At 60.9% G+C, this 26391-nt stretch carries 22 protein-coding genes; 8 read left to right on the top strand and 14 right to left on the bottom strand.

Features of this window, described 5'->3' with window-relative positions:
- Nucleotides 1-20: 20 nt before the first annotated feature.
- The 4 genes from VVR12_RS00305 to VVR12_RS00290 form a co-directional block, all read right to left on the bottom strand.
- Nucleotides 21-1991 carry a prolyl oligopeptidase family serine peptidase gene (locus VVR12_RS00305; protein ID WP_368549128.1) on the bottom strand — a complete coding sequence of 657 codons (1971 nt, stop codon included), beginning with the start codon at nucleotides 1989-1991 and terminating at the stop codon, nucleotides 21-23.
- Between the two features lie 56 nt (nucleotides 1992-2047).
- Nucleotides 2048-2986 carry a VOC family protein gene (locus VVR12_RS00300; protein ID WP_368549127.1) on the bottom strand — a complete coding sequence of 313 codons (939 nt, stop codon included), beginning with the start codon at nucleotides 2984-2986 and terminating at the stop codon, nucleotides 2048-2050.
- Between the two features lie 109 nt (nucleotides 2987-3095).
- Nucleotides 3096-4100: a TIGR00730 family Rossman fold protein gene (locus VVR12_RS00295; protein WP_368549126.1), complete on the bottom strand. Its 1005-nt coding sequence runs from the start codon at nucleotides 4098-4100 to the stop codon at nucleotides 3096-3098.
- 9 nt (nucleotides 4101-4109) lie between these two features.
- Nucleotides 4110-4499 carry a DUF488 domain-containing protein gene (locus tag VVR12_RS00290; protein ID WP_368549125.1) on the bottom strand — a complete coding sequence of 130 codons (390 nt, stop codon included), beginning with the start codon at nucleotides 4497-4499 and terminating at the stop codon, nucleotides 4110-4112.
- A gap of 103 nt (nucleotides 4500-4602) precedes the next feature.
- Between VVR12_RS00290 and VVR12_RS00285 the strand changes: the two genes are divergently transcribed.
- The gene (locus VVR12_RS00285; protein ID WP_368549124.1) at nucleotides 4603-6822 is read left to right on the top strand and encodes an NADP-dependent isocitrate dehydrogenase; all 2220 of its coding nucleotides are present in this window, start codon (nucleotides 4603-4605) and stop codon (nucleotides 6820-6822) included.
- 93 nt (nucleotides 6823-6915) lie between these two features.
- Nucleotides 6916-8664, top strand: coding sequence for a DUF262 domain-containing protein (locus VVR12_RS00280; protein WP_368549123.1), 1749 nt, complete (start codon nucleotides 6916-6918; stop codon nucleotides 8662-8664).
- A 242-nt stretch (nucleotides 8665-8906) separates the two neighbouring features.
- Here VVR12_RS00280 and VVR12_RS00275 read toward each other — a convergent pair whose 3' ends face one another.
- Nucleotides 8907-9551 carry a thymidine kinase gene (locus VVR12_RS00275; RefSeq protein WP_368549122.1) on the bottom strand — a complete coding sequence of 215 codons (645 nt, stop codon included), beginning with the start codon at nucleotides 9549-9551 and terminating at the stop codon, nucleotides 8907-8909.
- 137 nt (nucleotides 9552-9688) lie between these two features.
- Here VVR12_RS00275 and VVR12_RS00270 point away from each other — a divergent pair, with 137 nt between their 5' ends.
- On the top strand, nucleotides 9689-11026 hold the full coding sequence (locus VVR12_RS00270; RefSeq protein WP_368549121.1) for a DUF2252 domain-containing protein: 1338 nt from the start codon (nucleotides 9689-9691) through the stop codon (nucleotides 11024-11026).
- A 134-nt stretch (nucleotides 11027-11160) separates the two neighbouring features.
- On the opposite strand, the gene VVR12_RS00265 is transcribed toward VVR12_RS00270, so the two are convergent.
- A complete protein-coding gene (locus VVR12_RS00265; RefSeq protein ID WP_368549120.1) occupies nucleotides 11161-12648 on the bottom strand; it encodes an amino acid permease in 1488 nt (495 codons plus the stop codon).
- 182 nt (nucleotides 12649-12830) lie between these two features.
- Nucleotides 12831-13328, bottom strand: a complete 498-nt coding sequence (tpx, locus tag VVR12_RS00260) for a thiol peroxidase (protein WP_368549119.1) — start codon at nucleotides 13326-13328, stop codon at nucleotides 12831-12833.
- A gap of 129 nt (nucleotides 13329-13457) precedes the next feature.
- Between tpx and VVR12_RS00255 the strand changes: the two genes are divergently transcribed.
- On the top strand, nucleotides 13458-15824 hold the full coding sequence (locus VVR12_RS00255; RefSeq protein WP_368549118.1) for an ATP-binding cassette domain-containing protein: 2367 nt from the start codon (nucleotides 13458-13460) through the stop codon (nucleotides 15822-15824).
- Between the two features lie 15 nt (nucleotides 15825-15839).
- Here VVR12_RS00255 and VVR12_RS00250 read toward each other — a convergent pair whose 3' ends face one another.
- Nucleotides 15840-16766, bottom strand: coding sequence for a patatin family protein (locus VVR12_RS00250; RefSeq protein WP_368549117.1), 927 nt, complete (start codon nucleotides 16764-16766; stop codon nucleotides 15840-15842).
- A 342-nt stretch (nucleotides 16767-17108) separates the two neighbouring features.
- Here VVR12_RS00250 and VVR12_RS00245 point away from each other — a divergent pair, with 342 nt between their 5' ends.
- On the top strand, nucleotides 17109-17462 hold the full coding sequence (locus VVR12_RS00245) for a hypothetical protein (protein WP_368549116.1): 354 nt from the start codon (nucleotides 17109-17111) through the stop codon (nucleotides 17460-17462).
- A gap of 124 nt (nucleotides 17463-17586) precedes the next feature.
- Nucleotides 17587-18078 (top strand): DUF3253 domain-containing protein, encoded by a 492-nt coding sequence (locus VVR12_RS00240; RefSeq protein WP_368549115.1) that lies wholly within the window; start codon nucleotides 17587-17589, stop codon nucleotides 18076-18078.
- Here VVR12_RS00240 and VVR12_RS00235 read toward each other — a convergent pair.
- The 4 genes from VVR12_RS00235 to VVR12_RS00220 all read right to left on the bottom strand — a co-directional run bounded on the left by VVR12_RS00235 (nucleotide 18043) and on the right by VVR12_RS00220 (nucleotide 20735).
- The gene (locus VVR12_RS00235) at nucleotides 18043-18558 is read right to left on the bottom strand and encodes a 2'-5' RNA ligase family protein (RefSeq protein ID WP_368549114.1); all 516 of its coding nucleotides are present in this window, start codon (nucleotides 18556-18558) and stop codon (nucleotides 18043-18045) included. The genes VVR12_RS00240 and VVR12_RS00235 overlap by 36 nt on opposite strands.
- Before the next feature lie 121 nt (nucleotides 18559-18679).
- Nucleotides 18680-19057, bottom strand: a complete 378-nt coding sequence (locus VVR12_RS00230; protein WP_368549113.1) for a hypothetical protein — start codon at nucleotides 19055-19057, stop codon at nucleotides 18680-18682.
- Nucleotides 19058-19156: 99 nt separating this feature from the next.
- Nucleotides 19157-20242: a redox-regulated ATPase YchF gene (gene ychF / locus VVR12_RS00225; RefSeq protein WP_368549112.1), complete on the bottom strand. Its 1086-nt coding sequence runs from the start codon at nucleotides 20240-20242 to the stop codon at nucleotides 19157-19159.
- A 43-nt stretch (nucleotides 20243-20285) separates the two neighbouring features.
- Nucleotides 20286-20735 (bottom strand): multidrug efflux SMR transporter, encoded by a 450-nt coding sequence (locus VVR12_RS00220; protein WP_368549111.1) that lies wholly within the window; start codon nucleotides 20733-20735, stop codon nucleotides 20286-20288.
- Between the two features lie 223 nt (nucleotides 20736-20958).
- Here VVR12_RS00220 and rmuC point away from each other — a divergent pair, with 223 nt between their 5' ends.
- On the top strand, nucleotides 20959-22518 hold the full coding sequence (gene rmuC, locus VVR12_RS00215) for a DNA recombination protein RmuC (RefSeq protein ID WP_368549110.1): 1560 nt from the start codon (nucleotides 20959-20961) through the stop codon (nucleotides 22516-22518).
- A gap of 150 nt (nucleotides 22519-22668) precedes the next feature.
- Here rmuC and VVR12_RS00210 read toward each other — a convergent pair whose 3' ends face one another.
- On the bottom strand, nucleotides 22669-23766 hold the full coding sequence (locus VVR12_RS00210; protein ID WP_368549109.1) for a 4-hydroxy-3-methylbut-2-enyl diphosphate reductase: 1098 nt from the start codon (nucleotides 23764-23766) through the stop codon (nucleotides 22669-22671).
- Nucleotides 23767-23789: 23 nt separating this feature from the next.
- Nucleotides 23790-25025 (bottom strand): hypothetical protein, encoded by a 1236-nt coding sequence (locus VVR12_RS00205; RefSeq protein WP_368549108.1) that lies wholly within the window; start codon nucleotides 25023-25025, stop codon nucleotides 23790-23792.
- A 64-nt stretch (nucleotides 25026-25089) separates the two neighbouring features.
- Here VVR12_RS00205 and xseA point away from each other — a divergent pair, with 64 nt between their 5' ends.
- Nucleotides 25090-26382 carry an exodeoxyribonuclease VII large subunit gene (xseA, locus tag VVR12_RS00200; protein ID WP_368549107.1) on the top strand — a complete coding sequence of 431 codons (1293 nt, stop codon included), beginning with the start codon at nucleotides 25090-25092 and terminating at the stop codon, nucleotides 26380-26382.
- The last annotated feature ends 9 nt before the right edge of the window (nucleotides 26383-26391 follow it).

Here is a 26391-nt window from a genome sequence, read left to right as displayed (position 1 = left end):
GGTTACTACCCCGCAGAAAGCTAACCCAGAAGCTCGGGGGCTTCGAAGCGCTCACCGCGCACGTGGGTGTTCAGGTAAGCGAGCACCGTCTGGTACCACAACCGTGAGTTGCCCGGTTTGGTGATCCAGTGTCCTTCGTCGGGGAAGTACAGGTATTTGTGGTCCAGTTGCGGGCTGTACCGCTTGAGATCGAACCAGAGCATGTGCGCTTGCGAGATCGGTACCCGGTAGTCCTTATCGCCGTGAATCACCAGCATCGGGGCCTGGATCTGATCGGCGAACTGGTGCGGCGAGAAAGTGTCGTGCACGGCGTCCGGGCCTTCGGCCATCCACTGTTGCCAGCTGCCGTTGTCTGTAGTGGTGTACATGTGCCCCTGGTTCCAGATGGACGCGTGGCTCACGTAGCACTTGAAGCGAGTTCCGGCGTGCCCGGCCACCCAGTTGGTCATGTACCCGCCGTACGAGCCGCCCATGAATGCGGCGCTCTCGCCGTCGACGTCGTCGCGGGCGCTAACGTGCTCAATGCAGTCCATGATGTCGAAGTAGGGTTCTGCACCCACGGAGTGACCGCCGCGGTCGATCATGGCCTGGCCGTATCCGGTGGAGATGCCGGGATCTGGTAGTAATACCGCGTAGCCGGCCTCGGTCAGTACCCACGGGTTCCAGCGGTAGGTCCACGAGTTCCACGATCCCCAGGGCCCGCCGTGGGCGAAAACGGCCAGTGGGGCAGGTTCCGACGAGTGCTCTGGTAGCGCGAGCCAGGCGGTGAGTTCGGCGCCGTCGCGGGCGGTGACGCTGAGTTTCTCCAGCCGCCCGGGGGCGCGTAACGGCTCGATAGGGCTGGTCAGCTCGCGCACGGTGGCCATACCGACCGAGGTGGCAGAGAGCCGTACCGGGTGCGGGGAGACATTGTGGGCATCGCGCAGGGCGACCAATCCTCCCCCGCTGAACTGCAACGCCGAGTAGTGATAACCGTCGTCGGTGAGCTGGGTGACGCTGTCGTCGAGGCCCACGCGCCAGACCGCCCCGGCGCCGAGGTGGTCGGTGGTCATGGCCAGGGTCTTGTCGTCGATCCAGCAGACATCGTTGGGCCAGCGGTCGATGGACGCCGCCAGCCGGGTCATCTCGCCCGTCGCCAGTTCCACCACGTTCAGCTCGCTGTTGAGTGACTGATCGGAGAGCCACACGTGTGTCTTGAAGATCATCGCGTGGGTGCCGGAGGGGCTGAAGTCGCCGGCACCGAAGCTGACGCGGTCGTCGGCCTCGGCGATCAGGCGCGGTTCGCCCCGCTCGAAGAGGTCGATGTAGTAGACGTCGGCGCGTTGGTAGACGCCATGGAGTTTCCGTTCGATGGTGACCAGTGCGCGGCGTCCGGTGGGGCCCAGGGTGAAGTCGACGAGCCTACCCTCGGGCAGGCGCACGCGCCGCGGTTCCTTGCCGGTCTCCTTCACGAAGAGGGCCCGCTCGCCCAGCGGATCGTCGTGGTCCCAAAAACGAGTGGGGAAATCTTCGTGGAGCACGCCGGAGACCTTTTCTTTGGCACGGCGTTCGAGGATCTTTGCTGCCTCGTCGAGGTTGTCGCCGAGGGCCTGGGCGGTGAAGACCAGGTTTCGCCCGGATCCGGTGCCCCGCGCCTCGAGATGATGGATGTCGCCGGGAAAAGTGAATTCCAGTTGCGGTTCTCCACGGGAGGATAGGCGGTACAGGCCGGTCAGCGACGTGTTCTCGGCGCCGTCGACGGGCTTGTCAAGGGTCAGGTAGATCGAACCGTCCTCGCCGATGGCCTGCAATCCAGCGCCCGATTCGGGGGCCGTGAGGGGAACGACCTCGGATTCGGTGGAGGGGGTCGCCAGCGAGTAGAGGCGGGGTCGATAGCGGCTGCCGTCGTCGCTGAGGCTGTTGACGGTCAGGACGACGTCGCCGGCGCGGTTGGCCGCAAGCCCCACCGCGCGTGGTGTGGTGATGAGTTTCTCGAGATAATCTTCAGACATGGCACCACCCTAACCAGGCGCCTGTGATGCGCGCTACATCGTGACCGATTGTTGCGTCAGTCTGCAGGGCGGAGCACCAGAAGGTTGTTCCACGGGTCGCTCAGTCGCAAAGAGTTGCCCTCAAAAGTGGCCTGGATACCGTGAAACTTCAGCCGATCTGCAGCCCGGGCTATCGAATCATCATCGGGGAGATCAACATTGATCACACCCAACCCCAACGTCTTCTCGCGAGGGCCGGCGCCGCGAGAGTTCCACACGTTCATCGCCATGTGGTGGTGATATCCACCGGCTGCAACGAATAGTGCCTGGTTGCCCAGGGTTGCGGTCTGATCGAAGCCGAGGGCCTTGACGTAGAACTCGCGGGCGGTGGCGGTATCACCAACCTGCAGGTGAACGTGCCCCACGGTGCCAAGAAGGTCAAGCTCAGCCTGGCCTTCCGCTATGCGAACGACCTCCTCTTCGGTGAGGTTTGCGCGGATGAACTGGGCGGCGTCGATGAATAGCGTATCCATCTGCACCTGGCCGTTGGTCCAGGCCCATTCCTCGCGGGGGCGATCCCAGTACAGTTCCACTCCGTTACCCTCGGGGTCTGCGAAGTAAAAGGCCTGCGAGACGAGGTGATCGCCGGGCCCCATATAACGCTCCTGATAGCGACGCATGGTGGAAAGCAACGAGAGCGCGAGGTCGTGCTTGGTATCGAAGAGAATGGCTACGTGGAACAGGCCCGCTTCGGTACGGGAGGGGTGCCGTAGCGAGGGGTCGTGTTCGAGGATGAGCACGACGTTCTCCTCGCCACGCCCGCCTGTTCCCTCGCGGCGCAGACCCAGCATGATCTCCCCGCTGTTCTCGGTAAGCACGGTGAGGCCAACCCCGTCGGTGTAGAAGGTCAGCACCGAGGCCACGTCGCGCACTCGAAGGCGCACAGCACCCATCGAGGTGACCGCCGGGAGTTTGGACTCTGATGAGGAGGGTTGCGCGATAGTTGCGTGGGTCATGAAGATGCTTTCCGGGTGAGGGCTTCTCGTCACTTTTACTTTACAGGTAAAATAAAAACTGGCAAGAGGTCCCGGCCACGAGCATCTCTCAGGAGTGGCCTTATTGCGCCTAGAACCCCAACTTGTCGAGTAGCTCTTCCCCCGTCTCCGCCACGATCAACGCCTCGAGGTAGCGCTCGTTCACAAAGCCCTTCTCGCGCATCGATTCGATCATGTTCAACAGCGGATCCCAGAAACCATCCACGTTCAACAGAGCCACGGGTTTCTCGTGGCGGTTCAGGTAGCGCCAGGTCCAGACCTCGAAGAACTCCTCTAAGGTTCCCGGGCCACCGGGCAACGCGACGAAGGCCTGCGCCTGATCGGCCATGCGCGCCTTGCGCTCGTGCATCGTACCCACCACCTCCAACTGGGTGGCTTCGGTGAAGGCGACCTCCTTGCTCGCCAAGAAATCGGGGATCACGCCGAACACCTCTCCCCCTGCGTCTAGCGCGGCGGAGGCCACCTCGCCCATCAGTCCGGCGCGTCCGCCGCCATAGACCAGGCGAATCTGGCGCTCGGCCAGGAGAGCGCCAAAGCTGCGGGCGGCCTCGGCATATTTGGGGTCACTCCCCTGCGATGAGCCGAGAAAGACCGCCAGCGAGCGCTGCGATGCGGACACCACACCCGGCTGGTGCACACCATGTTCGGCCAGTGCAGGGAACACCGCGTTGACGTTCAGCGGAGCCTGGTCGGCGAGGTTCTCCTGTGCGGGATCCACCCAGCGTAGCTCGGCGATCTCGGCGGCCGGTTGCAACTCGGCCAACCGGTCGAGGTCTTCACCGGGTGCGGGCGTCCAGAGGAAAACGTGGGCGCGCACCGTGTGGTCCGGTTCGTTCAGCGCCGGTTCCTCGAAGGTGCCCAGCGGGTTGAGTTGTTCGGCGGTGAGCTGAAAATTCAGTTCCTCGGCAACCTCACGGCCGACGGTCTCCAGCGGGGTTTCGCTCGGTTCGGGTTTGCCGCCGGGAAGCATGAACCCTTCGGTGCCGCGCTTGCGAACGGTCAGCACCTGGCCTTCGTGGTTGCGGATGACGACGGCGGACACGGTGATCACTGCGGAATGGTTCGAGGAAGTCATAGTTTTACTCTAGACGCTACGCGGTGAGGCGAAGCTGGCGCCGGCAATATGTTTCTGCAGGTAGCGCTGCAGCACCAGGGCGTGGTTGCATTCCTTGTCGCGTGCGGCGTAGAGCAACGTCATCCGATCGGGGTCTTCGTCTTTGATCTCCTCGATCAGGTCGGCGGCCTCGTCCCGCTCGGCCAGCTCCTTCTCGTAGTCTTGAGCGAACTGATCGAACTTCTCGGGGTCGTGGTTGAACTCTTTGCGCAACTCGTCGGAGGGGGCGAGGTCTTTGGCCCAGAGGTCGACGTCGGCGTCTTCCTTTTTGATCCCCCGCGGCCAGAGCCGGTCGACCAAAACCCGCAGGCCGTCGTTCTGCGCGGCATCATCGTAAATGCGCTTGATCTGTATCTCCATAAGTCCTTACGTTACCGAAAGACGCAGAACTGTGTCAGGGCACACGTTAGAGGGTATTGTAGGTATGAAACTGTGACCTACGAGAACACGGAGAGTCCTGCCCATGGCAAAGATCATTTACACGCACACCGACGAGGCGCCCCTGCTGGCCACCTATTCGTTCAAGCCCATCGTGGAGGCCTTTGCCGCAAGCGCCGGTGTGGAGCTGGAGACCCGCGACATCTCGCTGGCCGGCCGTATCTTGGCCCAGTTCGCCGACGTCCTGCCCGCCGACCAGCAGGTCAACGACGCGCTGACCGAGCTCGGCAACCTCGCGCAGACCCCCGAGGCCAACATAATCAAGCTGCCGAACATCTCGGCCTCCGTGCCGCAGCTGAAGGCCGCCCTCAAGGAGTTGCAGGCAGCCGGCTTCGACATCCCCGACTACCCCGAAGAGGTCACCTCTGACCAGGACAAGGACGTCCGCGCCCGCTACGACAAGGTCAAGGGCTCGGCCGTGAACCCCGTGCTGCGTGAAGGTAACTCCGACCGCCGCGCGCCCCAGTCGGTGAAGAACTACGCCCGCAAGCACCCCCATTCGATGGGTGCCTGGAGCGCAGACTCGAAGACCAACGTGGCCACCATGGGCGTCAACGACTTCCGCTCCAACGAGAAGTCGGTGATCCTGGAACAGGACGACACCCTGCAGATCAAGCACATCGCAACCGACGGCACCGAGACCGTGCTGAAGGAATCGCTGCCCGTACTTAAGGGCGAGATCGTCGACGGCACCTTCATGAGCGCCGCCGCACTGGACAAGTTCTTGGCCGAGCAGGTCGCCCGCGCTAAGGAAGAGGGAGTGCTCTTCTCGGTGCACCTGAAGGCAACCATGATGAAGGTCTCCGACCCGATCATCTTCGGTCACGTGGTGCGCGCATTCTTCCCCGCACTGTTCGAGAAGTACGGTGAGCAGCTCAACGCCGCCGGCCTCAACGGCAACAACGGCCTCGGCGCGATCCTCTCCGGCCTGGACGAGCTGCCCGCGGACGTCCGCGACGGCGTGCGCGCCGAGATCGAGAAGGGCCTGCAGGACGGCCCCGCGCTGGCGATGGTGAACTCCGACAAGGGCATCACCAACCTGCATGTGCCCTCCGACGTAATCGTGGACGCCTCGATGCCGGCGATGATCCGCACCTCCGGCCACATGTGGAACAAGAACAACGAGGAGCAGGACACCCTCGCGGTTCTGCCCGACTCCTCCTACGCCGGCGTGTACCAGGTGGTCATCGACGACTGCAAGAAGAACGGCGCGTTCGACCCGACCACCATGGGCACCGTTCCCAACGTGGGCCTCATGGCGCAGAAGGCCGAAGAATACGGCTCGCACGACAAGACCTTCGAGATCGCAGCCGACGGTAAGGTGCAGGTCGTGAATTCGGCAGGCGACGTGCTGATCGAGCACGAGGTCTCCGCAGGCGACATCTGGCGCGCTTGCCAGACCAAGGACATCCCGGTGCAGGACTGGGTGAAGCTGGCCGTGACCCGCGCCCGCGACTCGAAGACCCCCGCCGTGTTCTGGCTGGACGAGTCCCGCGCCCACGACCGCAACCTCATCGAGAAGGTCAATCAGTACCTGCCGGAGCACGACACCGAGGGCCTGGACATCCGCATCCTCTCCCCCGAGGAGGCCACCCAGTTCTCGATCGACCGCATCCGCAAGGGCGAGGACACCATCTCGGTCTCCGGCAACGTGCTGCGTGACTACCTCACCGACCTGTTCCCGATCCTGGAACTGGGCACCTCGGCGAAGATGCTCTCGATCGTTCCGCTGATCAACGGCGGTGGCCTGTTCGAGACCGGTGCCGGTGGTTCCGCGCCGAAGCACGTGCAGCAGCTGGTGGAGGAAAACCACCTGCGCTGGGACTCGCTGGGCGAGTTCTTGGCGCTGGCGGCGTCCTTCGAGCACCTGGCGAAGAACTACGACAACGCACAGGCGCAGGTTCTTGCCGACACGTTGGACAAGGCGACCGGCACCTTCTTGAACGAGAACAAGTCGCCCTCGCGTAAGGTCGGCGAGATCGACAACCGCGGTTCGCACTTCTACCTGACCAAGTTCTGGGCTGAGGAGCTGGCCGCTCAGTCGGATTCGCCGGAGCTGGCCGAGAAGTTCGCCCCCGTGGCGAAGGCCTTGGGCGAAAAGGAAGACGCCATCGTGGCCGAGCTGCTCGAGGTTCAGGGCAAGCCCGTGGACCTGGGTGGCTACTACCGCCCCTCGGACGAAAAGGCTGAGGCGGCGATGCGCCCGAGCAAGACTCTGAACGAGGTTATTGACGGGCTGAAGTAAGATTCTGCCTCAACGCGCAATAAAATAAATAAAAAGTGGCTGGGTGCTATATACAAGTGCCCAGCCACGATTGTATTGATTCGGAGGAAAACAATGGAAAGACAGTATAAAACTGAAACATTAGTCGGCAAAGACCTAGATAGGATCAAGATCCCAAAATTTCAGCGAGGGCTGGTATGGAGCAAGTCAACTAAGCATGAATTCATCAAAACACTCCACGATGGCTTCCCCTTCGGATCCCTACTTGTCTATCCAGAAAAACCACACGATCCTAAATCGAAGCTACTATTACTGGATGGACAACAGAGATTAAACACAATTAATGAGCTGGGCAAAAATCCTTTAGACTTCTGGATACCACTCAACAAAGAAGTTCTATTGTCTCGTCTAGAAGCTATTAATAGTGAGCTAAAGCCCGTTGAGAAGTTATCAGAAAAAAAGCTAATTGAACTGCTTGCAAGCGACGATATAAGTAATGCCGTGCCCGATTGGGCTGACGACTTAGACCCATCAACCGATAAGAAAAAAATTAGAAAATATATATTTGCCCTTCATGAAGAAATAGGAAAATATATCGACCTAGACTCACTACAAATCCCATTAATCGAGTTTACTGGAGATAAAAAGTATTTGCCTAAGGTTTTTGAAAATTTAAATAAAGGCGGCGTCCCCCTCACTAAATACGAAATCTTTAATGCCTCTTGGGCGAGCTCTGAAATAAATCTCCCCTCTTCCAATGTAATAGCGGATGAAATTCTTGACCTTACGATTGAATATTATGAGCAGAAAATACAGGACTCTGCATTTGATCTCGACAATTTTTCACGCGATGAAATAAAGCAAGACCGGAAGCTTACACTCGCAGAACTTGGAATCGCATTAGGTAGATTTATAGAAAAAAACCTTCCCTCTATTGTTCCGCAAGGCACTAAAAATACCGGCTCAGAGTTGGGATTTGGCATCCTTGGAATTGCCTGTAACATCGATAATAAAAAATTAGATGAATTAATTAATAAGCAAGAGTTCATTAACCAAAATCTGCCAGAAATATTAGATAAGGTTGACTCGATTTGCTTTAATCTCAATGAAACTTTTAGCAAGCTTCTAACTACACCTAGCTCTCGTTCTAGATATCAAACCGGTCTTTCAACAACCTTTAAAACTTTATCCTACTTCTCGGCTCTGTGGAACCTAAAGTCTGGCTCATGTGATTATATAAAAACTATGAATAATTTGCCGGGATATTATCTCTATGACCATTTCTATGGCACATGGGCCGCACATGGAGACACTAGACTCTATGATTATTATCCAGAAGTTAACCAAAAGAATTACCTAACTATATTAGATATTGATGACTTTAGAAATTCTTTTATTCAATGGCTAGATGAGAAAAATTCCGGAATTAATTTTAATGCTGACACCACAGCAATAACCGCCATCCATGCCAATTTGACCTATCTTTCAAATAAACTGTTTGACACTGATAGGCTCGAGAGGGAACATGTGATAGCTAAAAAGAAAATCAACTCTATTGAATCCGGCGATAGGAAAATCTTTGGAAACTCAATAGGAAATTGCATGTACCTAGTAAAGTCCAAAAACAACTCCAAGAAAGATAAAAATCTCTACGAATTTCTAAGTGAAGCTGAGATCAAAGATTCAAAGATCCAATACCTAATTAATGAGTCCCATTATCTGACTAAAGAAGAGTTTGCGAAAGTTGATTCGCACCTAGCGCAAGAAGAATATGATGAAATAAACAATATAATTGAGTTTAGAGCTCGCAAGATAATAGATTCAATTTCTAAACTATTGTTGCCCCAATCTGAACTAGACTGATTTTATCATTCCCTATGGGGCTCTATTTAAGATGTAGCGCCCCATAGGGAGTATTTAATGAGCCACTTAACTTGATTAAATAAGCCACCTCATGATAAATTTATAAAATACACGCCCCCTTCCCTTGAATGTATTAATAAATAAATTTCGCAACTTTAGATTTTATTCTAATTCATATATAAAAGTATTGCGGTTTTGCTATCAATAGCTAATTGATTTTAGTCAGATCTATTACTTTTGATTCAGTGAAATTCTGCCTTTATGTCAATCCTAGGCAATAATACTCCTCCCGACTCCTCCAAATAACAGTTCGCACACAGCGACTCATACCCCACATGCACCCCGTCGATCGCTACCTGGGAGCCGGAGAACACGAACGTGCCGTCTACGGTGCGTCCGTTGAACAGCGCCTTCTTGCCGCAGCGGCAGATGGTCTTCAGCTCCTCCAGGGTGTGGGCGATCTCCAGCAGGCGCGCCGAGCCGGGGAACGCCCGCGTCTGAAAGTCGGTGCGAATGCCGTAACACATCACCGGAACGTTATCGAGCACGGCGATGCGCATCAGGTCGTCCACCTGCTCGGTGGTCAAGAACTGCGCCTCGTCGATCAGCAGGCAAGACACCTCAAGATCCCGGTGCGCCGAGTCGGGGTGCGCGTTGGACGCCGCCCGGTGGAAGAGCTCGCGAAGGTCGGCGTCGTGCCCCACCAGAAAGTCCACGTGCCGGGTCACGCCCAGCCGAGAGACGACGTCCTCGTCGCCCTTGGTGTCGATCTGCGGCTTAGCCAGCAGCACCCGTTGGCCGCGCTCCTCGTAGTTATAGGCGGCCTGCAGCAACGCCGTTGACTTACCCGAGTTCATCGCGCCATACCGGAAATAAAGCTTGGCCACGGCCGTCCTTCCTCACAGATGCAAAACCTCAGCAATTCTACCCACACCCCCGCGCGGACAACACCGGAACGACACCCACACTCCCCCGCGGCATCTATACTGGGGTACGGCACAGCAACCACAGAGAAGGTCACCGAATGATCCCCTTGTCAGACATCGAGGCGCTCACGGCTCCACCCGAGCGCGAGCTCGATCCGCTCGACATCATCATCGAACAAAACGGATCGCGATTGACCGAGCTGGTCCCCGTGCGACACGGCCGCATGTCGGAGTCGCCCTTCACCTACTACCGCGGCACCGCCGGCGCGATGGCCGCAGACCTGGCGACCACGCCCAACTCCGGCGTGATGCCGATGCTCTGCGGGGACGCCCACATCGGCAACTTCGGTTACTTCGCCTCCCCCGAGCGCAACCTGCTCTTCGACCTCAACGACTTCGACGAAGCCGGCCGCGGCCCCTTTGAATGGGACCTCAAACGCCTGGTGGCCTCCGTCTACCTGGCCGCGATCGACAACGGGGAGTCCGAAAGCACCGCCACCGTGCTGGCCGAAAAAACCTCAAAGTACTACCGCCGCACGATCCTGCGCATGAACGAGGAACCGGCGCTGGAACGCTTCTACTCGCGGGTCAACACCGACACCTTCGAGGAACTCATCAAAGAAGAGTACCTGCCGCTGTTCAACAAGTTCGAGAAGAAGGCCCGCAACCGCGACTCCCTGCACGCGCTGCACAAGTTCACCGTCACCGACGAATCCGGCGAGCCGCGCATCGTCGACCAGCCGCCGCTGACCATGCACGTCGACGAAATCACCGACGAGATGATGGAGAAACTCTGGCTGGAGTACAAATACTCCGCCAGCCCCGATGTCCGCTACCTGCTACGTAACTTCCGCATCAAGGACCACGTGCTGCGCGTGGTGGGCGTGGGCTCGGTGGGCACCCGTTGCTTCATCGTGCTGTTGCAGGACCGCCTGAAGAACCCGCTGTTCCTGCAGATCAAAGAGGCACAAGACACCGTGCTACACACCTACGGCAAGATCGAGCAGACCTCCGAGTCGCTGGGCTTCCCCGACCGCCCGATGGGCAACGGCTTTCGCGTGGTCGCCGGGCAACGCGTCATGCAGTCGCAGTCGGACCCTTTCCTCGGTTGGTTCGAGGGCGTTCCGACCCGCCAGGGAACGACCGCCGACTACTATGTGCGGCAGTTCCGCGACATGAAGGGCTCCATCAACCTGGCCGTGCTCGACCGCGACGGCCTCAAACAGACGGCGAAGGTCTGCGCCTCCCTGTTGGCCCGCGCGCACGCGCAGTCCCGCCACATCGACGACATCGCGGTGTTCTGCGAGGCGGGGCATGATTTCGACGAACACATGGGACGCTGGGCGCACGAATATGCGCAACTGTGCACCGCCGATTACCACAAGATGATCGAGGCCATTAAGAAAGGACGCCTGCCCGTGCAGTACGCACTCTAGGGCAGGTTTTCCGCCGGACGCGTTTCTGCTTTGTGCATCTACCCAGCGCGTCCACACCGCGCCTCCACCAACGTCCATAAAAATGCCCGGGGCCACTCATCGCTGTGAGTGGCCCCGGGCATTTTTAGACCAGATTAGTCGATCACCTTGTGCTGTTCGACGTCCAGGCCGGTCACGTCTACCTGCTCGAGCGGGATCTTCTTGTCGTGGGTCACGACTTTGTGAATCAACCAGACCGCCAAGAACACCGGCAGACCGATGTACGCGGTGACGACTTCCATGAGGCGTCCGTCGAAGACGGCCTCGTAGTTCTGACCCAGGATCACCAACACGCACATCACGAACGCAAGAATGGGGCCGAAGGGGAAGAACGGGGCAACGTACGGTAGTTCCTTCAGCGAGTGGCCCTGTTTCAGAAACGCACGGCGGAAGCGGTAGTGGCACACGGCGATGCCGACCCAGGCGATGAAGCCCGACAGACCTGAGATGTTCACCAGCCAGGTGTACGCCCCGCCCTGGCCCATGACTGCGGTCAAGAAGCCGAAGATGCCCACGGCCGCGGTCATGATCAGTGCCGGCATGGGTACGCCGCGCTTATTCACGCGAGCGAAGATTCGCGGTGCCTTACCCTCGATCGCCAGCGAGTACAGCATGCGGGAGGAAACATAGAGGCCCGAGTTACCCGCGGAGAGGATGGCGGTGAGGATCACCGCGTTCATCACGGACGCCGCAAACGCGATACCCGCGTGCTCGAAGACGAGGGTGAAGGGCGAGTAGGCGATGTCGGTGGCGTCGGTGCGCAAGAGGTTCGGATCGGTGTAGGGGATCAAGAAACCGATGATGATGAACGCGCCAATGTAGAAGAGCAGGATGCGCCAGAAGACGGAGTTGATGGCCTTGGGCACGTCGCGGCGCGGGTTCTCCGATTCACCGGCGGCCACGCCCACCATCTCAGTGCCCTGGAACGAGAAGCCGGCGACCATGAAGATCGCGATAATGGAGATCGGTCCGCCGACGAACGGAGCTTCACCCTTCGTCCAGTTCTCGAAGCCGGGCGAGGTGCCGCCGATAATACCCAGCAACATGGCCACACCGGCGATCAGAAACACGATCACGGTGACCACCTTGATGGTGGCCAGCCAAAATTCACCCTCGCCGTAGGCGCGAGAAGACAGCGCGTTGAGGCCGAAGAGCAGGATCAGGAAGACTGCAGCCCACACCCATCCGGGCACTCCCGGGAGCCAGAAGTTCATGATGATCCCGGCGGCCACAAGTTCGGCAGCCACGGTGATGGCCCAGTTGAACCAGTAGTTCCAGCCCATGGCGAAGCCAAAGGAGGGCGAGACGTAGCGCGAGGCGTAGGTCTGGAACGAGCCGGGCACCGGCAGGTACGAGGCCATCTCGCCCAGGGACTGCATGAGCAGCAATACCATCAGACCGATGACGGCGTAGGCGACCAACGCGCCACCGGGGCCAGCGTTGGCGATGGTCGCACCGGATGCCACGAACAGGCCGGTTCCGATGGCGCCGCCGATGGCGATCATTTGCATGTGGCGCGATTTGAGACCGCGCTTGAGGTCGCGCTCCGATACCGGAGTTTGACTGTGGGAAGCTTCAGACATGGTCCCGATCTTTCGATGAAGAATATCTAATGGGAGTTAAGGCAAAGTTCAGACTACCAGAGGGGCCACCAATCATCAGCCTGAACAACGATAAATTATCGCTTCGCGGCGCAAAGGGGTGGATGCAACAGAAAACCCGGCAACGGCATGCGCCGCTACCGGGTTTCGGGGTTGCTCTCTCGTTACTTCAGAGCGTTCAGTGCCTCGTCGTAGTTGGGCTCCTCGGTGATTTCGGGAACCAGCTGGGTGTAGGTCACCTTGCCGGCCTCGTCCAGAACGATGACCGCGCGAGCCAACAGACCCGCCAGCGGGCCGGAGGCCTGGGTGACGCCGTAGTCTTCGCCGAAAGTGGAGCGGAAGGCGGACGCCGAGACGACGTTCTCGATGCCCTCTGCGGCGCAGAAGCGATCCAGCGCGAAGGGCAGATCCTTAGAAATACACAGCACGGTGGTGTTCTCCAACTTCGAAGCCTTCTCGTTGAAGGTGCGCACGGATTGAGCGCAGACGCCGGTATCGACCGAGGGGAAGATGTTGAGCACAACCCGCTTGCCCTTGAAGTCGGCCAGCGAGATGTCGGAGAGGTCGGTGCCTGCCACGTTGATCTCGGGGGCAACCGAGCCAACCTCGGGCAGGTCGCCACTGGTAGTTACAGATTCACCTTGAAATTTAGTTTCAGCCATACCCCTATTCTTGTGCACTGCGCGGCGGCTGACAAGGTAAGGGGCCCGATTTATCGTCCAGTGAACGGTGCGGGCCGCTACGATGAGACCGAGAGATCACTTGCCGCACACTGACACGCAGGAGCACCCATGACGGTTCATCCCCCGCACGATACCCGCTTCATCACGATCGAAGGCGCCCACCAGAACAATCTGAAGCACCTCAGCCTGAAGATCCCCAAGCACCAGCTCACCGTGTTCACCGGTGTCTCGGGTTCCGGTAAATCCTCGCTGGTCTTTGGCACGCTGGCCGCCGAGTCGCAACGGCTGATCAACGAAACCTATCCCGCCTTCGTCCAGGGGTTCATGCCGCAACTTCCCCGCCCCGAGGTGGACGTGCTACGCGGGTTGACCACCGCCATCGTCGTCGACCAGGAGCGCATCGGCGGCAATCCCCGCTCGACCGTGGGTACCGCCACCGACGCCACCGCCCTGTTGCGCATCCTGTTCTCCCGCCTGGCCGAACCGGCGATCGGCGGCCCCAACGCGTACTCCTTCAACGTAGCCACGGTGCACGCACAGGGGGCACGCACCGTCGAGAAGGCAGGGGCCAAGAAAGAGGTCGTGAAGTTTCACCGCGCCGGCGGCATGTGCCCGCGATGCGAGGGACTAGGACGCACCACCCACCTCGATCTCGCCGAGCTCTACGACGATAACCTCACGCTGGAAGACGATCTCTTCACCGTGCCCGGGTTCAACCACGGCGGTTGGAACGCCCGCCTCTACCGCGAGTCCGGCCTCTACCCCGCGGACGTCCCCATCAAAGACTTCACCGAGCAGCAACTGACCGACTTCCTCTATAAAGAACCCACGCGCATGAAGATCGCCGGGATCAACATGACCTACGAAGGCCTGGTTCCCCGCATTCAGAAGTCGATTCTGGCCAAAGACAAAGAGGATATGCAGAAGGCCAACCGCGCTTTCGCCGACCGCGCGGTGACCTTTGTGCAGTGCCCCGAGTGCGGGGGCACGCGCCTGAACCAAGCCGCGCTGAGCTCAAAGATCAAGGGTAAGAACATCGCCCAGCTGACCGCGATGCAGGTCTCCGACCTGGCCGAGTGGCTACGGCAACTGAACGCCCCGCAGTTGACCCCGCTGGTGGCCTCCCTGCAAGAGACCCTGGACTCCTTCGTTCAGATTGGGCTCGGGTACATCTCGCTGGATCGCCCCGCGGCGACCCTTTCGGGAGGCGAGGCCCAGCGGGCCAAGATGATCCGCCACCTGGGCTCGGCGCTGACCGATGTCACCTACATCTTCGACGAGCCCAGCATCGGTCTGCACCCGCACGACCTGGCGAAAATGAACGAGCTCCTGCTCTCGTTGCGCGATAAGGGCAACACCGTCTTGGTCGTGGAGCACAAACCCGAGACCATCGCGATCGCCGACCACGTGGTCGACCTTGGCCCCGGCGCCGGTAACGGCGGCGGTGAGATCACCTTCGAGGGCACGTTCGAGCAGCTGAAGACCTCTGACACCCTCACCGGCCGTCACCTGGCCTACCGCGCGGAGCTGAAGACCGGCGTCCGGAAACCCACCGGGCATTACCCCATTCGCTCGGCGTCACAGAACAACCTGCAGACCGTGGACGTGGACGTGCCGCTCGGCGTGCTCACGGTGGTCACCGGGGTGGCCGGTTCTGGTAAGTCGTCGCTGATTCACGGCAATCTGGTCGGAGCCGAGATCGACGGAGCCGAGGTCGTGGCGATCGATCAGGCACCGATCCGCGGTTCGCGACGCTCGAACCCCGCCACCTACACCGGTCTCATGGACCCGATCCGCAAGGCCTTCGCCAAGGCCAACGGGGTCAAGCCGGCGCTGTTCTCCTCGAACTCCGAGGGCGCCTGCCCCGACTGCAAGGGAACCGGCACCATCGACGTCGAGGCCGGCGTGATGGCCAAAGTGTCCCTGCCCTGCGAAACCTGCCAGGGCAAGCGATTCAACGAGGACGTACTTCAGTACCGCTTAGGTGAACTGAACATCAGCGAGGTCTTGCAACTGCCCGCCGAGCAGGCGCTGGAATTCTTCTCGGCCGCAGAAACCAAGGTGCCCGCGGCAGCCAAGATTTTGGCGCGGATGAACGAGGTCGGCCTGGGGTACATGACACTGGGCCAGCAGCTCTCCACGCTCTCGGGCGGCGAGAGGCAACGGTTGAAACTGGTCACCCACATGAACGATCAGGACGGGGTGTTCGTTTTGGACGAGCCGACCGTGGGTCTGCACCTGGCCGACGTGGAGCAGCTGCTCACCCTGCTCGATCGGCTGGTGGACTCGGGAAAGACTGTGGTGGTCATCGAGCATCACCAGGCGGTCATGGCCCATGCCGACCACATCATCGACCTCGGCCCCGGTGCTGGCAGCGAGGGCGGCCGGGTGGTCTTCACCGGTTCCCCCGCCGAGCTGGTCGCACAGGGCGAGACGCTCACCGGGCAACACCTGGCGCAGTACGTAGGCGCATAACCGCAGGCCACTGACCTATGCGGCGATCACCGGTTCGAGCGTGCGGGCCATGACGGCGCGACCGGTCTCCACGGCTTCCCGTAGCACCTTCGGGTTCGAGCCGACCATCGAGATCTTGGGGACGCCCGCAGCCGGGGCGACCTGCAAGACCCGCTCATCGGCGTCCATCAGACGCTCTAAACGCTGTTTCATGCGGTCGCGCTCCACCCAGGTGTGCGCCGCCCCCGCAGCGTGATTTGCCATCCAGCGCGCCACGGTGCGCTGTTTGAGAGTCGGAGTGCTGGGTAGCGCGAGACTGGGCGCCTTGGTGCGGATCACCAATACGTGGGTGGCACCGTCGGCCAGCGCTGACTCGACCGGCACGTTCTCGGCCATGCCGCCGTCGATGAACCGCCGCCCGCCCAGTTCCACCGGCTCCCCCGACAGTAGCGGGACGCGGGTGGTCGCCTTCATCGCCCGCTTCAGGCTGTCGCGGTCGTGGATCATCGGACGCAGGTCGGTGGAGGCACCGGTGTCGGCGTCGGTGGCGATCGGGTGAAACTCGATGTCGCTGGCCAGGATCTCGTCGAAACCCATCGGGGTGAAGTTCTCATATATTTCATCCACCAGGAAGTCCCCGTTGACCACGGGCATCCGCTTGAGGGCGTTGCTCAGGCGGATGGTTCCCTTCATGGATTCCGGAGCCCACCAACCGTGAATGTTGGCGTTGGCACGCTCGCAGATGAGCCAGGCACCGTTCAGCGCTCCCGCCGAGACCCCGTAGACCGCGTCAAAGACGGCCAAGAGGCCTGCGTTTTCGAGCGCGCCAATCATTCCGCCACCGTAAGCCGCGCGGGAGGATCCCCCTTCGAGCACGATCGCGAGGCGAGCGTCGTCGTCTCTTTTCAGCGGCTGGGATGCGGTGGTGTGGCGCTGACGCATGAGGTGCAGAACTGGGTGCATGTGGTTACTTTCTCTTATGCTGGGTAATCGGCTGTAAGTTTTTCGACAGGATTACCCCGGTCTGACGATGATTAGATTTTGAATTTCGCCTGACAAAAGAATTTTATTATTTTCTTTATCAAATAAAACTATCACGCGTAGACTTGTCTGTTTCTCCCGTGTTTACGCAGGTGACGGCCAGCTTGCACACATCAACGCCGCCGACTCCCCCGGCGACCTATTATTCTCGTCTCCCGCAGAGCCGGCTGAAAGAGAGCACAAAGTTCCCCAAAAATTCGCTTCTTCATCACTATATTGATGGAGTCAGTTTGTTCGCATTGCCGCACTTTTATTGGGGGAAAGATGAAGGCAAAAACTGTATTGGCAAGCGGTGTGCTTGTGCTGTCGGCCGGTTGGGGAATCCCGGCCCAGGCGCAGAGCGCACCTTCCACAACGGTGGCCGCCCACGAGATCCAGGTCCAACCCGCAGGGGAGCTTACGTCAGAAAAGCCCGCGTCCCTGCTGACCACCGAGATCCCGGAGGCGGCTGTGCAGGTTGCGGCTGAGGGTTCAGAGCAGAGCACCACGGTCGCATCCGAACACAACAACTCGGGCGCCCTGGCACAGGGTCTTGCAACCGGGTTGGGACTGCTGGCCCTGGTGGCCTGGACGTTCCAGGCCATGGTGCGCCGCTTTCACGAAAACTGTGATTTCTAAGCGGTAGCGCCCACAGGTAAACGCGCGCCCCGGTCTTCCCTGAGAGACCGGGGCGCGCGTCCGTTTAACACCCTGCGCGATAAGCTGAAGTTTCAGGTTGTTGGCGCGGAGGAGCGTGAGAGTCATGCCGGAACCGGAGAAGACGGAAGACGGTCGGTACATCATCGTCAAGGGTCGCAAGTGGCGCGCGACCGACCCGAATATCCCAGAGAAGCTGAAAAAAGAGCTGGTTAAGGAGCTCATGAACGCTCGCCGGCTCGTGAAGTCTCAAGGGGACGCCGCGCGGTTCCGGGTGCAGGACGCCAAGGTGGCCCTAGGTGAGCGCGGTGAGAAGTGGTGGGAACCCACCGAGGAGGGCCAGCGTCATCGTTTAGCTGCCACGATGCGCACGCTGTTACGTGCCCGCGACGGTTCCACGATCTGCCCTTCGGACGCCGCGCGCGTGGTCGGTGCCGATCATTGGCGGGATCTCATGCCCCTGGCCCGCGAGGTGGCGGCGGAACAGTCTGAAGCGGGGGTTCTAGTGATTATGCAGAAGGGTGAGGAAGTTAACCTCGCCGAGGTGAAGGGCCCGATCCGGTTAGGCCCCGGCCCGCGCCTTTTCGAAAAGCTGTAGCTGTTGCTGAGCAGGCCTCCAGTACCCGGCGCGGTCGGCGATGATCTCTTTGAAATAGGGCGAGGCGATTTCATCGAGGGCATTGATGTAGTCGCCGACCATGCGGCGCGGTAGGCGCAGGCCAAGAGTGAGGTGTGGGATCCACCGCTCTCCCCTGCCTTCGGGGTTGGTGGCGCTGATCTGCCGAGCAACCGCTTCGAGTTGGAGGTCTGTTTCGAGCATCCAGGCCACGGTCTGTTTACTGCGCGTGCCGAAGGTGACGAAACCGCGCCGGGAGAACGTGGCAGGTAGGTGGTCAGGCAACAGCCTGGCTGCGAGGTCGACGGTTTCTTGCGGCAGTCGGGGTGCGAAGGTCACGCTGATGTGCGGTGTCTGGTGTTGCTGAGGAAAACCGCGGTCGGCGAGCTGGGCGAAGATGTCGCGCACCTGGGCGTCGTGGTCGGTGCTGAGGTAGAAGAGGATGTTCTCCGGTGAGGTCATGTGCTCCCTCGCTGACGCCGACAGGTGTGGTGGGTGAGACGGCGACAAACCGGGATTCCCGCGCCGCGCCGTTTCTTGGACGGTTGCGGGCGGGTCTCCCGGTTTGTCGACATGGTACGCCTTAGCGGCGGTGGTTGGCGGGGCCTTCGTCTTCCATGGCTGCGGCGGGGTCAGAGACGACGTCTGCCGGTGCCTTCTCGGCGAGCTTCTCGGCCTTCTTATCAGCCTTCTTCTCTTCGCGGTTGGCCTTGACCTCTTCGGCCTTAGCCTTGGCCTGGTCTACGCCGGAGGCTGCTGCTACCTTGCCCTTTTCGGCGACGACGGGTGCCTGCTCGCGAACGGTCTGCTGAGCGTTCTGGATGCCTTCCTGCACCTTGGGGTCGTTCCAGGTCTTGACGGTCTGAGCCTTGAGCTTCTCGTAGCTGCCGCGGCCCGCTGCCGAACCGGCCACGAAACCGACGGCTGCGCCGGCGACGAATGCGATCTTCATACGCAACATGGTGTTCTCCTTGTTTGGATGGTAGTTACCGCACACCATCTTATGACACAGCGCACGTCGAACGCGGTCCGCCCCGCGGCGTCCCCGCTATATGACGGGCTAAACGTTGAAGCGGAACTCCACCACGTCACCGTCGTGCATCACGTAGTCCTTGCCCTCCATGCGCACCTTACCCTGGGCCTTAGCCTCCTGCATGGAGCCGGCGGCGTCCAGGTCTTCGAAGGAGACAACCTCGGCCTTGATGAAGCCGCGCTCGAAGTCGGTGTGGATCACGCCGGCGGCCTGCGGTGCGGTGTCGCCCTTCGAGATCGTCCAGGCGCGGGACTCCTTGGGGCCCGCGGTCAGGTAGGTCTGCAGGCCCAGGGTCGAGAAGCCCACGCGAGCCAGCTGGTCTAGGCCGGATTCCTCCTGGCCGTTCATCTCCAGCATTTCGCGGGCCTCTTCCTCGGAGAGCTCCACGAGGTCGGCCTCGAGCTTGGCGTCCAGGAACACGGCTTCGGCCGGCGCCACCAGGTCGCGCAACTCCTGCTGCTTCTCCGGGGATTCCAGCACGCCCTCGTCCGAGTTGAACACGTAGATGAAGGGCTTAGTGGTCAGTAGGTTCAGTTCCTTGAGCTTGCTCAGGTCGATGCCGGCCTTGTCCGCCTGCGAGATCACGGTGTGGCCCTCTTCAAGCACGGCCTGGGCCTTCTTGTACTCCTCCAGCGCCGCGGCGTCGCCCTTCTTGATCTTCACAGCCTTCTCCAGGCGCGGGATCGCGTTTTCGAGGGTCTGCAGATCGGCCAACACCAGCTCGGTGTTGATGGTCTCCATGTCCGAGGCGGGGTCGACCTTGCCGTCCACGTGCACCACGTCGGGATCGTCGAACGCGCGAACCACCTGGGCGATCGCGTGAGCGTCGCGGATATTGGCCAGGAACTGGTTGCCCAGGCCCTCACCCTCGGAGGCACCGCGCACGATTCCGGCAATGTCAACGAAGGAGACGGTCGCGGGCAGGATGCGCTGCGAACCGAAGATCTCGGCCAGGCGATCCAGGCGGGAGTCGGGCAGGTTGACGACGCCCACGTTGGGTTCGATGGTCGCGAACGGGTAGTTAGCCGCGAGAATGTTGTTCTTGGTCAGAGCGTTGAAGAGGGTGGACTTGCCCACGTTGGGCAGACCCACGATACCGATCGTTAGAGCCACGAAAATTGAACCTTACTGGATGGGAATTGATCTGCTGTCTAGTTTAGCGGTTTTCACCGGGGTGCTGGCTCTCGCTGACATCTAGTTGCGCGGTGACCGGTTCGTGATAGAGCGGGTTCTCCTCGAGATAGCGAGCCTCGACCTCGGTTTCCGGCTCAAAACCGGCCTCCGCGTGGGAGACACCGCCGAGATTCAAGATGACCACGCCCGCGGCGATCAGCCCCACCCCGAGCAGCTTAATGGTCGAGAGCGGTTCGTGCAGAAAAACCGCGCCGATCGCCACGATCGCCACCGTTCCCAGGCCACTCCACAGCGCGTAGGCCACGCCCACCGGGATGGTCTTCACCGCCTGCGCCAGCCCTAAAAACGAGACACTGTAGAGCGCCAAACAGGAAATCGTGGGTACGAGCTTTGTGAACCCTTCGGTGGATTTCAGCAGCGAGGTCGCGCACAGCTCGGCGGCGATGGCGACGAACAAGAAGACGTAGGGCACGGGCGCTCCCCTATCAATCGGAATAGTGGTTCAGGGCATGTGAGTCCCCGAGATACTCCAATTTTATCGGCGGGTGACAAGCGGTGGCGAGGGCGCACCGGCAGGACGTAGGCCACAGCGATGCGCCTGCGGGGCAGGTTCAGCTGCGGTTGAGATCGAGAAAAATCTTCGTGACGGCAAATTTTTCGCTTATTTTGTCAGTCGGCTCTGGCACAGTTGAACCGTGACTTTTACAACGGTTGTTTTGGCAGTAATCCTGGCGCTCATCATCGGAGTGGCGCTGGGTTGGTTCTTGGCGAGCTCCCACGGCGGTTCAGCTGAAGGGTTACAACGCGAGAACGCTCAGCTCCGCGCAGACTTGGCGGGCGCCACCGAGGCTCGTACCCTGCTCAGCGAGCGGGTCCGCGACCTCGAGGAACGCTCCCGCGCAGACGCCGACGTGCTTCAGGCCCTCGCCCCGGTCAAGACCCAGCTGGCCACCATGGAAAAATCGGTGCGCACGATGGAGCAACAGCGCGCCGAACAGTACGGTTCGGTCTCCGAGGCGCTGCAGCATTCGGCGCGCACCCAGGAACAATTGCGCGCCATGACGGCAACCCTCTCGACGGCCCTGCGCTCGTCCTCGGCGCGTGGCACCTGGGGTGAGGCCCAGCTCAAGCGCGTGGTCGAAGCCGCGGGCATGACCGAGCACGTCTCGTTCTCCGAACAGGTCTCGGCCCAGGCCGCCAACTCCTCCGACCGCGACGCCGCCGTGCGCCCCGATATGGTCATCGCGCTGCCCGGTGGCAAGACCATCGTCTGCGACGCCAAAGCACCGCTGGTCTCTTATCTCAATGCCCAAGACGCCGAGAAAGACACCGAACGCGCCGAGCACCTCAAACGGCACGCCAAGGCGGTACGCTCCCACGTGGACGCCCTGGCTTCCAAACGCTACTGGTCCGGTTTCGACGCCTCCCCCGAGTTGGTGCTCTGCTTCATCCCCGTCGAGTCGGCGCTGTCTGCCGCGCTTACCGCGGACGCCACCCTGCTGGACTACGCGGCATCGAAGAACGTGGCGCTGGTATCGCCTGTCTCTCTGCTCTCGGCGCTGAAGGCGATCTCGTTCTCGTGGCGCCAAGACGCGCTGACCGACAACGCCCGCGAACTCTTCGCGCTCTCCAAACAGCTCTATGAACGCCTTGGCACCGCGGGCATGCACCTCTCCTCGATGGGACGCATGCTGGGGCGCACTGTGCAGTCCTACAACTCGCTGGTCGGCTCGCTGGAATCCCGAGTCTTCGTCACTGCCCGCAAGATCGCCGCGCTGGATGCGGCCGGCATCGTCGACGACCTGACCCCGTCGGTCCTCGAAGAAACGCCTAAACCGATCACCGCCGCCGAGTTCCTCGAACACATCGAAGAACCCGACCCTGCCTCGCATCAACGGGAAGAGAACGACGCCGATGTTGCCACGGATGCAGCTCAGCAGGAAACCGACCCGGCGCAGAGCGCTTACGAGCAGTACATCGCGGCCCTCGAAGAGAACCGGCTCACCGATGGTTCTGCCGAAGAACCGGACCACATGCTTGACCCGAAGAAGGCCGCCTACACGCCCACCTATGAGGACATCCCGCTCTGGGAACAGTACCCCGACGGGTTCAATGAGGGCGCAGACGAGAGCTTCGACGACTACGACGACGGCCCGGCGATCATCACCGAACGCCCCTACCCCGGTGGCGATACGGCGAAGGGCCGCCCGTCGTCCGACGAGCAGCCCTTCGACTACGATTCATGGAATAGCTAGCTCGCAACCGCAAGGAACTCGCAAGCTCGTACCCACCGGATTCGCCCAGCTCTTACTTGCTCGCTAGCTCGCAACCGCAAGGAACTCGCAAGCTCGTACCCACCGGATTCGCCCAGCTCTTACTTGCTCGCTAGCTCGCAACCGCTGGGCTCATCTAGTTGGCTTAGCGCCGCGTCCACCCAGCTGACGGCCGGCGTCCCCCTCATTCTTCAGGGCCGCACGCAGCTCCTTCGGCAACGAGAAGAGAATGTCTTCCTTAGCGGTCTCAACCTCTTCAACCGAGGTGTAACCGTATTCGGCCAACAGGCTCAACACGTCGCGCACCAGCACCTCGGGCACCGACGCACCAGAGGTCACGCCCACGGTCGCCACGCCCTCGAACCACGCCTCGTCCACCTGGTTGGCGAAGTCCACGCGTTCGGCGCGGGCCGCACCGTACTCCAGCGCGACTTCCTTCAAGCGCACCGAGTTCGACGAATTCGCCGACCCCACCACGATCACCAAATCCGCCTGCGGCGCGATCTCCTTGATCGCACCCTGACGGTTCGAGGTCGCGTAACAAATATCGTCCGAGGGTGGATCCTGCAGAGACGGGAACCGCTCGCGCAGCTTCGCAACGGTCTCCAAGGTTTCGTCCACCGACAGCGTGGTCTGCGACAACCACACGACCTTCTCGGGGTCGCGCACCGTCACCTGATCCACCTCGTCCGGTGAATTCACGATCTGAATATGATCGGGGGCCTCACCGGCGGTGCCCTCCACCTCTTCGTGGCCGGTGTGGCCGATCAAAAGAATGTCGTAGTCCTGCTTGGCAAAGCGGATCGCCTCGCGGTGCACCTTATTCACCAACGGGCAGGTCGCGTCGATAGTGTTCAGCGAGCGCTCCTCGGCACCGGCAATAACTGCCGGAGAAACACCGTGAGCGGAGAATACGGTGACTGAACCCTCGGGTACCTCATCGACCTCGTCCACGAAAATCGCGCCCTGGGCCTCCAGCGTCTCTACCACGTGGCGGTTGTGCACGATCTGCTTACGCACATATACCGGCGAACCGTAGTGCTCGAGCGCCTTCTCGACGGCGATCACAGCGCGGTCAACACCGGCACAATAACCACGCGGGGCCGCGAGCAACACCCGCTTTTCACCGGTCACGGGGGCGGCGGCCTCGACCTCGGCGCGGGTTCGGCGGGTGCGCGGCACCTGCGGCAAACCCAGGGAAACGGAAGAATCAACTGCAGTAGTGGACATGCAGACTATCCTACTTGTTCCGCTCACACGGTTGAAGAGCGGCCGCGGGTTCTCGCGGATAGCTGAGCCAGCTGAATCAACATACCGATCACCAAGAATGCGGCCGCAACGAGGACGATGGGGCCGATCAACCCGTGCCAGAAATCACCCAGGCCTGCGGCCACGCGGGTGGCCAGCTGGTTGATGAAGACCCGGCCGGCGTCGGTGGAGACCTGCAACTGCCCGGCCTGGTCGGTGATGTAGGAGGTGTTCTGGGTGCAGAAGAACAATCCGGCCGCGACTAGGGCTGTGACGACGGCGGCGAAGTAGAACCGTTTGCCGGGAAAGATCAGGAAGGCCACAACGGCGCAGACGCCGGCCAGTACCAATTGCAGCATCCAGCTCTTCGAGAAGTCCTGAAGCTGCATGATCTTGTCGTGGATCGGGTACGAGCCCTGTTGCGGGGCGTCCAGGTAAATCATGCGTTCGCCGAACTGTTTGAGGTCCGGGTCGAAACCGGCCACCGTGCCGATACTCTGATCGACAGCGTCAAAAACCGGACCGATCACCAACGCCGCCGCGCGGGAGTCCACGGCCATCAGATAGGCGTGGCTACGCTGGGTCACTTGGTTCCAGACCTGGGGGTATTGATCGGATTCCACCACTGACTGCGTGGCAGACGATACCGCTCCCGAGAGTTGGCCGTGCGCCCAGTTCTGCACGGTGCCTAAGATTCCGTCGCGGTGGCCGTCCCCCACTGAATTCTTCACCATATCCGAGGTCATGATGTCGTTGGTCACGGCCTGGGCCAGTGTCGATTGAAACTCGCGGTCGTGCGCCATCTCGTTGGAGAGCTGCGCGAAACCGGCGGGGTCGACGAGGTGCTGTTGCACCCAGTAGGCGGTCGCGCCCGAGATCCCGAGGACCACCGCGGTCAACGCCAACAGGGTCGCCGACAACGCCCGGAGACCGCGCGCCCTAGCGCGGTGCTCGGGTCGACCTCCTGCGATACGGGACCCCCAGCTCAGCCGGGCTGAAGGGCTGTACTCGGCCCCTTGTTGGGTGACCGGGACGAGGGGTTCGGTGCGGCGCCAGCTACCGTGATTGTCTAACCGCTGGGTCTTCTCTGCGTCGTCCCCGGTGACGCTGAGCGCAGGGGAATCCTCACCGCGGTGCGCAGACACGCGCGGCGTGGTCTTCTTCGGATCAATGGCCATGAGGTCAACGCTACCGTTGTTCGAGTTCACAACCGGGCCACCGGGCTCTGAGAAATCGCTCAAAGTTCTTGGAGGCGGTCGCCAAGAATGCGCTTATTTTGTCAGTCGGGCGTGTCACGATGGGTCTATGACTGATTCCCTGGAACCCTCCTTGGTGCCCGATGAACAGCCGGTTGCGCCCCAGCAACCACAGGCCGAGCGTGCCTCAGACACCACGCCCGAGAACCCGTGGCCGTTGAGCCGGCTGTCGCAGAATATGCACGCCTATATCGCCAAGGTGTCCCCCACCTGGGTCGAGGGGCAGGTTATCGAGTTGAACCGGCGTCCGCGGGTTACTTTCCTTACCCTCCGCGACGTCAACGACGAGGTTTCGGTCTCGGTCACGCTCTTCGCCCAAGAGGCGGCCCGCGCCGGTGATGAGTTGGCCGAAGGTCAGCGGGTCGTGGTGCGGTTGAAGCCCGATTTCTGGATGAAGACCGGCAGGCTGTCGATGATCGGTTCGGGCATCCGCCCGGTGGGCGTGGGAACCATGCTCGAACGCATCGAGAAACTGCGCCAACAACTGGCCGGTGAGGGGCTGTTTGACACCCGGCACAAGAAACCGCTCCCCCTGTTACCCCACCGTGTAGGGCTGATCACCGGCCGTAATTCGGACGCCGAGAAAGACGTCATCCGGAACGCCAGCCTACGCTGGCCCTCCGTCGAATTCGAGGTGCGCGAGGTCGCTGTCCAGGGCGTCAACGCTCTGCGTGAGGTGACCGAGACCCTGCACGAGCTCGATGCGCACCCCGAGGTGGACGTCATCGTGATTGCCCGCGGCGGTGGCTCGTTCGAAGACCTCTTGCCCTTCTCTGAAGAGGCGCTGGTGCGGGCCGTCTACGCCGCACGCACCCCGGTTGTTTCGGCGATCGGTCACGAGGCGGACTCGCCGCTGTTAGACCACGTCGCGGACCTGCGCGCGTCCACCCCCACGGACGCCGGCAAACGGATCGTGCCGGACGTCGCCGAGGAGCGCGCCCGCATCGCCGAGGCACGCGCGTTTCTACAACGCTCGGTGCATTTCTTTCTCGACCGTGAGCAGCAGATGCTGGCGCAGGTACGATCGCGGCCGGCGCTCACCGCGCCCGAGACCGTGCTCATCCACCGTGAGGAAGACATCGACCGCCTGCGCTCTCGCGCGTTGACCGCGGCGACCGCCCAGATCCACCGAGCCAGCGACGTGGTGGCTCAGATGCGGGCTCGCGTGACGGCACTGAGCCCGCAGCAGACCCTGGAGCGCGGTTATGCCCTGGCCCAGAGAGCAGACGGCTCACTCATTCAGGACGCCACCGAGCTAGACCCCGGCGAAAAAATTCTGGTGCGTGCCGCCCACGGTGCCGCCCACGCGTCTGTCGAATCCACCGAAGACTCCAATATCTAAACCGCTGAA

It is taken from the genome of Rothia sp. LK2588, assembly GCF_040946465.1.
In the GTDB taxonomy this organism is placed as follows: Bacteria; Actinomycetota; Actinomycetes; order Actinomycetales; family Micrococcaceae; genus Rothia.
This window is presented reverse-complemented; position numbering and strand designations above follow the sequence as displayed.